The 13,400-nt window shown below is 47.6% G+C and carries 9 protein-coding genes; 3 read left to right on the forward strand and 6 right to left on the reverse strand.

The genetic code is table 11. The annotated features are described in order from the left end of the window. Positions 1 to 608: 608 nt before the first annotated feature. The 6 genes from HOY33_RS18170 to gcvA form a co-directional block, all read right to left on the reverse strand. The gene (locus tag HOY33_RS18170; RefSeq protein ID WP_172291546.1) at positions 609 to 5,183 is read right to left on the reverse strand and encodes an NACHT domain-containing NTPase; all 4,575 of its coding nucleotides are present in this window, start codon (positions 5,181 to 5,183) and stop codon (positions 609 to 611) included. Between the two features lie 494 nt (positions 5,184 to 5,677). Continuing rightward, a complete protein-coding gene (locus tag HOY33_RS18175) occupies positions 5,678 to 5,992 on the reverse strand; it encodes a type II toxin-antitoxin system RelE/ParE family toxin (RefSeq protein ID WP_172291547.1) in 315 nt (104 codons plus the stop codon). Between the two features lie 4 nt (positions 5,993 to 5,996). Continuing rightward, a complete protein-coding gene (locus tag HOY33_RS18180) occupies positions 5,997 to 6,251 on the reverse strand; it encodes an addiction module antitoxin (RefSeq protein WP_048637314.1) in 255 nt (84 codons plus the stop codon). A 668-nt stretch (positions 6,252 to 6,919) separates the two neighbouring features. Beyond that, positions 6,920 to 7,810, reverse strand: a complete 891-nt coding sequence (locus HOY33_RS18185) for an oxidoreductase (protein ID WP_172291548.1) — start codon at positions 7,808 to 7,810, stop codon at positions 6,920 to 6,922. Between the two features lie 20 nt (positions 7,811 to 7,830). Further along, positions 7,831 to 8,658: a DMT family transporter gene (locus HOY33_RS18190; protein WP_172291549.1), complete on the reverse strand. Its 828-nt coding sequence runs from the start codon at positions 8,656 to 8,658 to the stop codon at positions 7,831 to 7,833. A 75-nt stretch (positions 8,659 to 8,733) separates the two neighbouring features. After that, positions 8,734 to 9,639, reverse strand: coding sequence for a transcriptional regulator GcvA (gene gcvA, locus HOY33_RS18195; RefSeq protein ID WP_172291550.1), 906 nt, complete (start codon positions 9,637 to 9,639; stop codon positions 8,734 to 8,736). A gap of 907 nt (positions 9,640 to 10,546) precedes the next feature. On the opposite strand from gcvA, the gene HOY33_RS18200 reads away from it, so the two are divergent. The 3 genes from HOY33_RS18200 (at position 10,547) to HOY33_RS18210 (ending at position 13,383) form a co-directional block, all read left to right on the forward strand. Then, positions 10,547 to 11,170 (forward strand): helix-turn-helix domain-containing protein, encoded by a 624-nt coding sequence (locus tag HOY33_RS18200; protein ID WP_172291551.1) that lies wholly within the window; start codon positions 10,547 to 10,549, stop codon positions 11,168 to 11,170. A 713-nt stretch (positions 11,171 to 11,883) separates the two neighbouring features. Continuing rightward, the gene (gene fimA / locus HOY33_RS18205; RefSeq protein WP_172291552.1) at positions 11,884 to 12,450 is read left to right on the forward strand and encodes a type 1 fimbrial major subunit FimA; all 567 of its coding nucleotides are present in this window, start codon (positions 11,884 to 11,886) and stop codon (positions 12,448 to 12,450) included. A 216-nt stretch (positions 12,451 to 12,666) separates the two neighbouring features. Continuing rightward, the gene (locus tag HOY33_RS18210; RefSeq protein ID WP_172291553.1) at positions 12,667 to 13,383 is read left to right on the forward strand and encodes a fimbria/pilus periplasmic chaperone; all 717 of its coding nucleotides are present in this window, start codon (positions 12,667 to 12,669) and stop codon (positions 13,381 to 13,383) included. Positions 13,384 to 13,400 lie beyond the last annotated feature (17 nt).

Below are 13,400 nucleotides of genomic sequence, written 5' to 3' on the forward strand. Positions count from 1 at the left end.
CCAGCCCATATTGTTGCAGCGTTGCATCAAGCCGTCACTGCGGCGGCAGTGACGGCTTGATGTTGGCGCAGAGCGAATAAACGCTAAATGCAGGGGCGGAGACAGTGTTATCTGCTAACGTCGAGGGTGAAGAAAGAACAGTGATTATTTGGTGTGAATCTTGATTTGAGCATGATGCTTTCTCAGACAGACATAACAGTAGCAAGGTGCGGTTAAATCTGACAGTCGGCTAAGAGCATAGGCCGAGTGAAAACTTTTGGGTCGCAGAGACTGCCAATAATAGGGCCGAAAACCGAGTCCCTACGTAAAGTTTGACTCTTTGACCAGCCGATCTAATTCAGCTTTTGCATAGATGAGAGGACTTCAGTTTTTGGTCAAGGCTTTCACACAGCCTGAGCGTAAAGCCGACTTCATGTCTAAGCAGCAATGATTCTAACTATCTAGATTAACCGTGGCGGGTCAAATCGAAGGGCTCTATTATTTTGAATAATACTTGATATGTATACGATCATGCAGATATACGTAACTGACGCACCATCATCATTAAAGCACGCCACTGCTCCTTGTTATCAACATATAATACTGTATATAATTATATTATTGGATAATCATGGTCTCTCTGCTGCTTTCAGCCAGTCTGAAACACCATTAACACCCATTGAAAGTAGCATGTCTTGTAATGCCACAACACGTTGTAACATTGCACTTTGATCTGATTCCTCGCGTTCTTCTGCTTCTGCAAAAAGGCGAGTCATCAACTGAGTAAGGCTGTTATTGTGATCATACAGGTATTGTCTGTTATGACGGGCATAAGCTAGATATATTTCGGTGACTGCCAGTGCTTGCTCTGGATCGAGCTGTGAAATCGCGTTCAGCCATTCATGAAATCTGAAGAATTGATGTTGTTTACCCTCACCGCTACCCTCATTTTCAAAAACCGAAAAACAGCGAGCCACAATTTCTAATGGTATGAATATGACATCTTCGCTATCGTCAAAGATATGATCCAGTTGCTTGGCAACATCCAGGGCATGCTGGCCATCTGCATTTAAACCCGCTTTAATTCCCTCTAGGCACTGCTCCCTATGTTGTCGAATATTTTCATCATTTACCCAAACAGTAGTTGCACCATGCCAGGCTTCTGTTTTGTCCAATGTATTCAAGTCCCTTAGAAACTTATCAAAATCGATATGTTTGGTCATGGCAGATAAAGCTGAAATACGTCCCCATGTTTCAAAATCTTTATCACTTCCCTCACTGTAGATACTTGTTAATAAAGGTTTCACAGTGTCAAAATGATTGTGATAGGCGTAATAAAGACATCTCTCGGCTATTTGCCAAAGTCCATGAGCATCTTTCATGGCTAGATGGAATAAGTCCCAACCCAGATCAAAAGACTTGTTTTGCATAAATGGTAAACGTTGCAAGATTAAAGCACGAATAGCCTGATGTTCATCACTAGCAAATCGCCGCAATGTGGGGACTAACAATGCTGGTAATTTATTACTTTGCTCTAGGAAATTATTAGCCAGAATCATCAAGGCATCGGTCACATCCCCTTTTGCCATATTGATTCCCGTAGTAATCAAATCGACGGATTCCCCCTCAATTGGATCGGACTCATCAAGCCCTGCAAAACCTATAGCCAAAAAGATTAGTCGTTCTGCCGCTTGTAGGTCTTGTATGACATTGGCGCAGGCTTCAAGCGCTTTGGCTGAAGAGCTGTTGTATCGCCACTGCATTGGATGTCTTTCCAGTTCATCTAAAATCTGGTTTGCAAGAAGTGATGCATTAGGTTCCTCCAGCGGTTCCCATTTTCCGTTGGTATTTAAATTGCCATAACGATACGCCAGGTAAGTAGCAATTCCACTCATAATGTCATCGCGAAATTTTGCGGGGATGTCTATCCAATAACTAGACAAAAAATTTAGGAACCGTAAGGGCTGACGAGAGGAGGCCTCACGCAATTGCCAGCCAACCTCTTCTTCTCCGCCGATAAGAAATTCATCCCAATCCCGCTGAGTATGACCATCATAATGTAATAATAGTTGTAGTACTCCGCCATTGCTGATACTTAGAAAAACATCATACGAAAATGGCGCTCCAACTAAACCACCTCGCGAATGAATATAAGGTTGACAAACCAATGTCCCAGATCTTCTTTCATACTCATCTAATACCATCTGCAATTCGGCGGAACGACGATAACAAGGAATCGGCACAATAAATTCTGCTTGCGCCCTCAATTTCCACAGGCTGGATTCGGAGGAAAGATATTCATTCCGTACAGTCAAAATATTTTCCATCACCGCATCTTGTATTTGATCGGGGAGGAACCTAAATGCTGATTGTATCAATTTGCCTAATTCATAGGAAAGTTCAAACTCTAGCATATTTCGGTCGCACAGCATGCGGCCTATCAGGTCAATATTGGCTTCAGGCGATGAGGTACAGGCAAGTATACCTAAGTAGAGCAATGCGCCTTCGTGATTAAAACAAAGACGTTCACAGTTTTTTTTCCACCAGTATGAATGTGTTTTCGCATGGTGAAGAATACCAGATTCAACTGCATCAAACAGAACATCCATACAGTCCACATGGTGCATATCCTGCTGGCTATGAGTAGCTTTGTAGGAGGTCTCACTCAGGAACCCATGCCGGTAACCTAAACGGGGTTTACCGTAACGTGATGTTTGCACTATACTCCAGCGCTCGATTGATCCTAAGGCTAAATCAAGTAACGCACTGGATTGTTCCATACGCAGACGGATAAAATTTTCATTTTTGTTCCCAAATTCATTAACTTGGCAACGCAATTTGCAGTTGAATCTAAATTCTAGTAAATCTTCGTCACTGATGTCGTCCGTTATATAACGCCAGAGAAAAGCATCGTCCACTACTCCTGCTGTTACACAGCCAGCGATAGCCCTGCCAAGATAACTGTGCTCAGATCGCGGCATAGTGATCAGCCGTTCAAGTAATGGAGCGACAATGGCAATATTTCCTGACTTAATTTCTGACAGGCGCATCGCCAGTTGGTCTGCAATTCCATTGCCATCGAACCAATCCAACGCCAGCACTTCCATCCAAAATGACACCACGCCAGCAGTATCAACATTGCTCCATTGAGCAATACGATGAACATGTATCCCCACGCCTTCGGCATCCCGGGTCATTTTTAAATAGGGAATCAGGAAGTTGACCCAGAAATGATGCCATTCAATTGAGCCGCCTACGGCATAAATCACCTGAAAAATATCACGGTGTTTTTCGCGCAAATCGCGTACCAATGACCAGTCTTCATTCTGCGGTTTTTGTTCAGCAAATGATTCTGCTACTAGACGTCTGATGTGAAATGCAGCGTTACCCACCAACACCGCTCTGAGTTGTTTTCTGAATTCTCGGCGCTCACCTTGTGCCAACTGAGCTATAAAACTACGGATACTCGGACGTACAAATGGAACAGCCGGTAAGCTGTTTATGAACGCATTCAATGTGACGCCATTACGCATGGCTCTGCTTATGACAAGCACATCCAGTAAGGTTTGATGACCAAACGTCAGTTTTCCATCCTGAGTTTCCTGTAGTACATTAAGGCTGCATAGTTTCCGCTGAATGTCCTGAGAGGCTGGAAAGCGCTGATGTGGCACCACCAGACTTCGCAAGTGCAACATTTCTGAGGCAATATCTTCAATCGCTTGTATAGCAATATCCCCTAATTCGCTATCGGCAAGCACAACAGTATTTAGATAGCGTTGCGCCAGTGCCTGACTTGTCACCACATTGAAACTACCGTCTCTCTGGGCCAATTCAACGAATAATGCCAACTCACGTGGATTTCGAATCAGCTCGCGAGTATCGGCATTGATAGCCGCAGTCGCAATCCCCAGCGTATCAAGTAATGGTGTAATCTCAGCTTTCCAATCCCATGGCTGGCATTTTAATTCACAATCCCAATGTCGTTCGGCAATCTGTCTGTCGTAATGTCTGTCGAAGTCGCGACAGGCGGTAACAACGGTGATATTGGGGAGCAATAGCAGGCGGTCGATCTGCGCAAGAAAATACTTGAGTATGCGATGTTCACGGGCGATGGACAACACATCCAAAGAATCAATAACTACTATCACATGGGCGTCTTCAGCCATCCTTGCAGCTTCCTCTACCCATTTCGGCGATAGGCCCTGAGCATGACGATCTTCTGATGTAACCAAATCGGCGAACTCACGTGATTGAATAAAGAGAGGCACAATATCTGAATGGTTTTTTACCCGTTCTTCCAACGCCTCTAGCAATGTAAGCATCACACAAGTTTTTCCTGAGCCCGGAAGACCTGTAAGCAATATGGATCTCTTCCGGGCATCAATGGCTGCAAGTAGTTCATCCACGACTGGGATAGCAATACGCTGCCCAGCAATATCTCGCCGCCATGACCTGCCAATAGCAGAAGTACTGGAAAAAGAATGAAGTATCTCTGCTAGATTCATTGGTGGAACCAGTATTGACCCAGCCTGCTGGACAATGGTCCTAAGATCATCTTTGGTCAAACGATATTGGACAGCGGTAGATAAACCACCATCCCCCATACGCGCACCAAGTTTATCAAGGCTTACCCAGAGCGCATTAAAAGCAGCGTCAGGGTTGCTCACCATATATCGTAAACGTCCCCGTAGCTGCTGCTCCATCTGATCCAGATCATCGCTGGTCACAAAATTGGTTCGACGCAGGAATTCAAACGTTGAAATACTGGGGGGAGTTTTCGCTAGTTGTTGCGACAAGGTATCATTCAGCACCCGTTGTGCTTTTCCTAAACTTTGTAGATAACTGCTTTCGTCTGGTTGAGATGAGCTGTGCTCTTTGAGTTTTGCAAGATCGCCAAAGTTATTTCGCGAATAGAAGCGGACATTAACTTTCGGATTATTAGCCAGCAGACGGAAGGCTTTGTCTAGTTCATCGCCCAAGTCAGCTATCGTCCAGGCCTTAAAATCGGTTTGATTTTTTTTGCACTGACAGGCGATCAAGACGCCGTCAACTTTGCCAACGACGACATCGTCAACGGGGTAGCTTATCGAGTCGACTTCAAGCCATAGGAAGTCCTGATCGGACAATATCTTCAATGCCCAATCAAACGCTACCAGGGTCTGGTATCCATCGCCACGGTTGGAGCGTATACCTGCAATACTCATAAATTATTCCCTTTCGGAGGGCATTCTTTCCTCCTCATCCAGATGTATTAGCATCACCAAACGTTTTGGACATGATATTCGTCCTTCTGTAACCATGCCAGAGCGTAAAGTATGCTCTCTTCAAAGAGACGCCATTTAGCATACGCGGATCTTTTGGTGTATCTCAAACTGAGTACTTACCTATGTTGAGGGGCGACATGACCTGCTCTTAATTGATTAACTTTCTGTGATGCTCCTGAAGTCAGCTTCTGGCACAGGTTGTGTGAAAACCTTGATCAAAATCTGAAGTAGATCGGCTGGTCAAAGAGTCAAATTTTACGTAGGGACTCGGTTTTCGGCCCTATTTGGGCAGTCTCTGCGACCAAAAAAGTTTTCACCCAGCTTGGGTACCAAGCCGACAGTCAGATCTGATAGACCCAGAGTAGTAATATGTCAGATTAAGTACGAATCAACGCAACTTAGCTCATTTAAGAATAACCACGCCTAAGCCGTCATCAAATGCCAAAATCTTCTCGAAACCGATCAATCTGATGCATCCGCTCGTGCAGAACCGTCACGATACCGATGTCGCCGTTTGATAGTCTGCGCCAGTAGACAACATGTCGCTCGTAGCGAAAGAAGAAACCTTCTACCCCAAATTCGGCGGGCACTGGCCGTGAAACGACCTCGTGGGTTTCTATCCTGGTAAATGCCTGAAACATGCCGGTAATGTAGCTATCCGCTTGCTCTGTACCCCATCGCTCGCGCGTGTAGCGGTAGATCTCGTCAAGGCGATAAGAGGCGGCCTCCTGTATGCGGACATTAGCCATAGGGTCAGGCCTTGTTGCGTGCGATGATATCTGCGGCAGTCAGGGAGACGTATGAAGATTCTGGTGCAGCAAAGGCATTAGTCAGTTCGGCCTTGAGTCGTGCGAATGCTTCCGCCTCTACCCGCTCTTTGTCCCGGCGGATCAGGTCCCGGATATACTCGCTGACGTTGTCGTAAGCGCCGTTTTCGCCTACGTTGGCGGCCACGAAGTCGCTCAGCGGCCCTTTGAGGCGAACGGTCATTGTCGTGGTTCGGGACATGGTGTGTACCTCATTGATGAATCACGTATTGAATATAAGCAAAAAATAATACAAAAACAACGTAGGACCATAAGCTATGAGGTGTAAATTATATGAATAAAAACTCATATTTTCATATAGTTATGAAACGTTGGGGTATTGTGTTTGGCGAGGAGATAATATTAATCGGCAAGGACGATTGAGCTTTGATTGCTGTTTAAAGGCGCTGCTAATTCGTTTGCTTGACCAGACCCCAAAACAAGGCTAATTTCAAGGCTCAACGGTTACTGACGGTATCACATTAACGTTAATAAACTCAGACTTAGCAACTCAGCGCTTATCTCGTTTCCCGCTCCAATTCTTGTTCTATAGACTTCCACCAAAGTCTGTAGCTCTCTGATTCAACAGGGTAATCGCTCTGTTGAGCATCCAGCGAAACCCGCTGAAAACCACCGTCAACCACGCCGAAGTAGTACACAAATTAGTACATGAAAATCGGGTGCGTTATGTTATAGGTGCCTCCTTATAAGTTCGTGGAACTAAAACGGGTGTGCTTACAGAGGAGCAGGCATGTCGTCGCATCTTGTATCGGGCACTATTTTAATCATCTTAATAGTCTGGATATATCGCTCAAACCTGTGGCGATTCAGGGGGGCATTGTCTTGCAAGCACTCCTGTAGTCAACGACTTCAACCCGGCCCCTCGCTTCCCGCCGCCAGCAGCGGTACCAGCACGTCACTGATGGGCGTAGGAATACCCTGTGAGCAACCATAACGCTGTACCACGCCGTTACGTATATCCCATTCCAGTGGGCGGTTGGCCTGTCGGTCGGCGAGAATAGAGGTGCCTAAATCCGCAGGCGCATGTTGAAAACCGTCAACGATCTCCTGCGCAACGTTATCGTGAAGTACCGCACCTTGCGCACGCGCTACCGTCAGACATTCACGCAGATAAGCCAGGGCCAGCTGTGTTATGTCTTCGCGTGAGAACATCCCCGCACGGCGATTTGCGAGCACCATTAGACCTGCAACTGCATTCTGAAGTAGTTTGCGCCAGGCTATCGAGAGAAAATCGGCTGACAGCTCAACCGTGCAGCGCGTGCCGCTGAGCGCATCAGCGACCTGTTGTGACTGCGGCACATCCGGCAGCGTCAGACGCGGTTTGGCGCGCAGCCAGACTGAAGCATCCGGCTCGCGCTGTGCCGGAAACCACACGACTGAAGGCAGCACAGTTGCCCCGTTGACGTAGGGCTCCAGCAGGGTTTTCTGCTCGACGCCGTTTTGCAGGGCACATATTACGGTGTTTTCATTGCACAACGCGGCCAGCCAGTCGGCGCTGTCAGCCACCTGGGTGGTTTTCACCGCAACAAAGACCAGATCGAATGGATGGGTGACAGTTGACGGATTACTCAATACCGGACCTGGCACCACAACTTCACCGTCATCGTGACGCAGAATTAACCGCGGATGCGCGGTGCGCCCGCAAAGGACTGGCGTGCGGTCAACTTCATGCAGTACAGCGGCGATGGTAGTACCGATAGCACCCGGACCAATAAGAGCAATCGTGGGATGGTCAGACATTTTGTATTCTCCTGATTTGATTAACCCATCATCAGTGTGCCGGCGGCAATCACCGTACACGCCAGCATTTTTCTCAGCGTTAAGGTTTCGCCGAGAAACAGATAACCCAGTACAGCGGCAAACAGCACGCTGGTTTCGCGCAGCGCTGAGACGGCTCCCATCGGTGCAGCCGTCATCGCATAAATAATGATGCCGTAAGCCATCAGCGACACCAGCCCCCCCGCCGCCGCACTGAATAAACCGGGCCGCCAGCACAGTAAACTTTTCGTGTCGCGTAAGGCGATATAGAGCGCAGGCATCAGCGCTCCCCACAGCATGCTCATCCACACGGTATAGGAAAAAGAATTGCCGGAGAGGCGCACGCCCATACCATCCACGACGCTATAGGCGGCGATAAAAGCCCCGGTAGCGAGGGGATATTTGAGGCCTAACACCGACAGCCTGAGGTTTCTCACGGCAAGCACCAAAATTCCACCAGAAATCAGCCCGATACCGACAAGCGTAGGTAAGGCGATCTTTTCCCCAGCAAAGAGGGCCGCCCCACAGGTCACCATCAGTGGCGAAGAACCACGTGCAATCGGGTAGGTTTGCCCGAGATCCCCACTTTGATAACTGCGTATCAGACACAGGTTATAGCCTACATGCAGTAACGCTGATAACACCGCATACCTTACGCTCGCCCAGGCAGGCAGCGGTAGGAACAGTGCGATGACGACGCAGCTAAACGCGATCGCCACGCACATGATAGTCATCGACCACAACCGGTCAGCACTGCCGCGTAATAAGGCATTCCAACTGGCATGCAGCAGGGCGGCGAACAACGTCAGTAAAATAATATGAGTGGGCATGTGCTGATGCTAAACAGCCCCTGCCCGGATTTGAAGTGAAATGTTGCCATCATGGCATGAGCAAAGACTCATGCTTTAACCGTAACCAAGCTGTGCCTGTTGTGATTGAGCGAGGAGCCAATTGCGGAATTTTAGGATGTGCGGCTGCGTTTCAGTGCCTCCCGGGCAGACAAAGTAATAGGCGGCAGGTGAGGGGAACGTTATGTCAAAGAGACGCGTCAGGCTGCCTTCGCGGATTTCTTTTTCAACGTGTCCGCTGCGCGCTAATGCAATGCCCTGACCCAGTAACGCCGCTTCAATCGTCATATTGGTGTCAGCGAAGCGTACGCTCTCGTGGAGCACATCGGTATTTACGCCGACTTGCTTAAACCATGTGTCCCATTTTGGTACCAGGTCGGCACCGTCACGCGTCAGGAGCGGGTAGCGCAGCAATTCGGCAGGGTCACTCGGGGTGCCTAAACGTTGTAAAAGGGCCGGGCTGGCAACCGGAAAGAGCTGTTCCCGGAACATAAACTCCGAATGCAAAGCAGGATAATTACCGTAACCGAAACGGATCGCCACATCGGCATCTTCGCTCGTGAATCTAATGGCGCTATCTGTGCTTTCGATCGTCACCAGGATCTCCGGATGTACACGTGCCAGATCTGGCAGGCGAGGTAACAGCCACTTTAGCGCGAAAGAATAGGTGGTGTTGACGCGCAAACGCACCCGGCCTTTTTGTTCACGCAGGTCGGCAAGCGTGGTTTCCAATTTGCTAAAGAATTCGCGCACCAGGGGAGCGAGTGCGGCGCCAGCAGGCGTTAGCCGCAAGGTTTTACCGCGCTGAAAAAGCTGCAGGCCCCACATTTCCTCCAGACTTTTAAGCTGATGGCTGACCGCACTTTGCGTAATAAATAACTCTTCTGCGGCTGAGGTAAACGTGGCGTGGCGAGTGGCGACTTCAAAGGCGCGCAATGTGGCTGTAGGGGGGAGGTCACGCATCACTCTATTCCTATTAATGAGCTAATACTCATAACACGATATGCCGGATCCTTTGCAAAAGATACGGCGACAGAGTGATAAGTAAAGCAACCGGGAATATACGGATAGTCGTACAGCGTTAGCTTTCAAGGCTTAACTGATACTGAAAGTATCAAATTAGCTTTAATAAACTAATGCTTAGCTACTCAACGCTTGTCTCGTTTGTCGCTCCAATTTCTTTTCTATAGACATCCATCAAAGTCTATAGGTTACTGATTAAAAGGGGGAATCGCTCTGTTGCGCATCCAGCGAAATCCGCTGAACCTCCTTCAACTGCGCCTTTCCGTGCTTGGTTAAATCATGCCCGTTAAAACGCGAGCTTCCGCCGCTGCGGGTAACAAAATGTTTAAACCCTTAGCTGGATATAACATTTTTTTAACATTGGTTTTCATATGACGATGAAAATTTTATTTGGCCTGCTTTTTTTGCGCTGCGCTTAGGCGCTTATTTGTGGTTTTTTTGTTTTTATTTTTCGTTTTATTTAGTGGATAAGTCTATTTACTCCGTTAGTTTTTATTTTTTTAGCCTTTTATTTTATTTTTCCCCACGGCGACGAGTGTCAGGCCGATGTCATTCATTTGTCTAAAATGAATAGAGATTGTCTTTCTGACCTGCCCGCTTTAAATGCGATCTGCCAGTGTGCACGCGTCGGCATGATGGGGGGAGGCCGGAGAGAGCGGGCAGCAAATTAACTTACCAATAATATGAAGTGTCACGAGATGTTTATGGGGACTTGATTTCACTTTGGTCAGTCGGGATAGTCTTATAAAAAGGTAAGTGAAAATCTTTAGGGCTGGGCAGGTTATTTATTTTTGTCTGCGCCCATTTAATTTATAACGATTATTTTTATTTAGACAAAGGCACTGGCATGGTTTATCCGGAGCAATCCATCTCTCGTCTGACAAAAATGCTTTCTCCGCACGCGCATGTCGCAATGCCCTCGGAAGTTGTAAGAGGGAAAAGACGTTATCACCTTCATTCTTCTGGTGAACAATTTATCTATTTTCTCGATGAAGGTGAATTTTTAATAAAAAGAACCCGCGATAACAAAGTTATCTCGATGATCCTGTCTCCGACCATAGTCGGCTGGTCTTTGGCGGCATTGAAGAGTGATGACATCTATATTGAAAGAGTCGACTACGGAAAAATAAGATGTTTGCCATTTAATATCGCGCTAAGGGTGGTTACCGCCTATCAGCGATTTGATGATGTTCTGATTATCGTTAATTTCTGGTTTCATTTTTTGATTGATTTTTGTGCTGATAACGACGGCGATTCGCAATCTGTAGTGAAAAATATGCTGCGTTCGCTTAACAAACTGCCGCCGGATGTCCGGCGGCGCTATACCGCGTTAACCTTTATTTCCCAGAGAACCTCGCTTTCTAAAAGCACTATATTCAGGGTGTTAAAGAAGTTGCAGGCGGAAAAGCTTATCGAATTAGAGCACGGACGGTTAAAAAAAATAGCTTTTAGCCAACCCATTGCCTGCTGAATCTGTCGTCAATGGCGGCTTTCGGCTTTTCCTTGCCCCCTCCCTTGCGGGCAGCGTTTTTCTCTTCCTGATGCGAAGTAAACCCACGAATTATTCCCTCCTATTGGTTTCCTACCAAAATAAATTCATTGCTTAATTGTAACGCTGCGTGAAATAGTGGCTGCCGTAGTATTTTTATATTGATGATTTTTTGGTTTTTTTAATTATTTAAATTGATTGCAGCCTTATTAGTTCACTTTAATTTTTCAAAGATGTTAAGTGGTTGGTGGTAATGTTTATATGACGAAACAATAAAAAAACATGTGTATTTATATGAGAACTATTTATTTGTTTTTTTATGCTGATAATTACGCCCCTCAACTACTGATGGTTTGGGTTTTTGTACTTCTTATACTTTCTGTGTGGTTCTTTTATCTGGTTTTTTAGGTTTTCTTGGTTGTTGATTGGTTTTTTATCCGTATTGTTCCGCTTTTTGATTTTCGCTCGTAATTTGTTTTTTTCGCAAATACTTAGCGGGCAGGATAAATTCTATGCATGCAGTAATTTCTCAATCCCACCGCTTCTGGCTTTATATAAAGTCAGCCGTTCAGGTGTGCCTTTATATTGATGCCGGATAGATCCCGGTAGGTGAGAAATACCCATGTGGTTGAAAGCCACATTCATTTTTTTGACTATTTACCTAGCCTTTTATTGGCAATAAGGAAGCGTAACTTATGCGTAAAACTCTACTCAGCGCTTTAATCGGTGTGTCTGTTTTGTCAGCCGGTTATGCTGCTCTGGCTGAGGCGGCTACTACTACGGTTGCCGGAGGCACTGTGCATTTCAAAGGACAGATCGTTAATGCGGCTTGTGCGGTTAGCACCAATTCTGCCGACCAGACGGTCAACCTGGGACAATATCGTACCTCCAACTTTGCGGCGGCAGGTGCTTACTCCGGTAAAGTTCCTTTTACGATCAAACTTGAAGATTGCGATACCACAGTATCCACCACGGCCTCCGTTGCCTTTAGCGGATCGTCCGACAGCAGCGATAACACCGTTCTGACCACCAGCAACATTAGCGGCGGGAGCTCCGGCGCCGCTTCTGGCGTGGGTATCGAAATCAGCGACAGTAAAGGCACCGTACTGTCGCCGAACGGCGCCGTTTACTCCAACGCGCAAACGCTGACCAACGGCAGCGGTAATACCCTGAATTTCAACGCGCGTTATAAATCCACGCTGGATGCCGTTACCGCGGGCCAAGCGGATGCGGATGTCACTTTTACCATGAAGTACGAATAACTATCGACACATGCAGGGACGAGGGACGGCTGCCAGGGACGGCGTCATTTCCGATTATCAGAAGAGACGGCGTTATGGGAAAGACAATCGCCGCTTCCAGCGTTTCCGTGGTTCCGACCCCGCGAATGGTTATCGGGCACGCTGCATCGTCGGCTGCGAACCTGGCATAGCCCGCACGAATTCATCGTATGGCCGTCAATCAGTTATTTTTCATCTATGAGGTTTTGCGTGTTTAATACAACTTTTTACCGCCTCGCTCTGGCTGGCGCGGCGTTTCTTTCTCTGGCGACGCTGTCGCTGGCGGCCAAAGCCGGCGGCGTGGAATTAGGCGCGACAAGGGTCATCTATCCCGCAGGGGCGGCTCAGAGCTCGCTGGCGATCATCAATACCGATAATAAAACCCCTTTTCTTATCCAGTCCTGGGTTGAGGACAATAGCGAAAAAAAGAGCGCGGACTTCGTCGTTACGCCGCCGCTGTTCGTCACCAAACCCTTGGGCGAAAATACGCTGCGTATCATGTACGTGGGGGGCGAACTGCCGACCGACCGGGAGTCGGTATACTGGATGAACGTAAAAGCGATTCCGTCCGTCGACCGCAACGCCATTCAGAATAAAAACGTGCTGCAACTGGCCGTTCAGTCGCGCATCAAACTGTTCGTCCGGCCTGCAGGTCTGGCGCAGAGTCCGAGCGATGCTCCGGCTCAACTGCGTTTCCACCGCCAGGCTGATTCCCTCGCCATCATCAACCCGACGCCCTATTTCGTCACGCTGGTTAACTTCAATATAGGCACACGAAAACTTCCCAACACCATGGTGCCGCCAAAAGGAAACGCCTCCGTCGCACTTCCCGCGGATGCCCGCGGCGAGGTGGTCTTCCAGTCAGTCAACGACTATGGCGCCAATACCCCCCGGACTACCGGCAATATGCAGTAGTTGCGGACGGTGGCGCC

Origin of the sequence: Brenneria sp. hezel4-2-4 (assembly GCF_013155275.1) — a bacterium.
In the GTDB taxonomy this organism is placed as follows: domain Bacteria; phylum Pseudomonadota; class Gammaproteobacteria; order Enterobacterales; family Enterobacteriaceae; genus Brenneria.

Bases quoted from the DNA above. Each gene is read 5' to 3' on its own strand.
- HOY33_RS18170 (WP_172291546.1), bottom strand. From the start codon at position 5,183: ATGAGTATTGCAGGTATACGCTCCAACCGTGGCGATGGATACCAGACC.
- HOY33_RS18175 (WP_172291547.1), bottom strand. From the start codon at position 5,992: ATGGCTAATGTCCGCATACAGGAGGCCGCCTCTTATCGCCTTGACGAG.
- HOY33_RS18180 (WP_048637314.1), bottom strand. From the start codon at position 6,251: ATGTCCCGAACCACGACAATGACCGTTCGCCTCAAAGGGCCGCTGAGC.
- HOY33_RS18185 (WP_172291548.1), bottom strand. From the start codon at position 7,810: ATGTCTGACCATCCCACGATTGCTCTTATTGGTCCGGGTGCTATCGGT.
- HOY33_RS18190 (WP_172291549.1), bottom strand. From the start codon at position 8,658: ATGCCCACTCATATTATTTTACTGACGTTGTTCGCCGCCCTGCTGCAT.
- gcvA (WP_172291550.1), bottom strand. From the start codon at position 9,639: ATGCGTGACCTCCCCCCTACAGCCACATTGCGCGCCTTTGAAGTCGCC.
- HOY33_RS18200 (WP_172291551.1), top strand. From the start codon at position 10,547: ATGGTTTATCCGGAGCAATCCATCTCTCGTCTGACAAAAATGCTTTCT.
- fimA (WP_172291552.1), top strand. From the start codon at position 11,884: ATGCGTAAAACTCTACTCAGCGCTTTAATCGGTGTGTCTGTTTTGTCA.
- HOY33_RS18210 (WP_172291553.1), top strand. From the start codon at position 12,667: ATGAGGTTTTGCGTGTTTAATACAACTTTTTACCGCCTCGCTCTGGCT.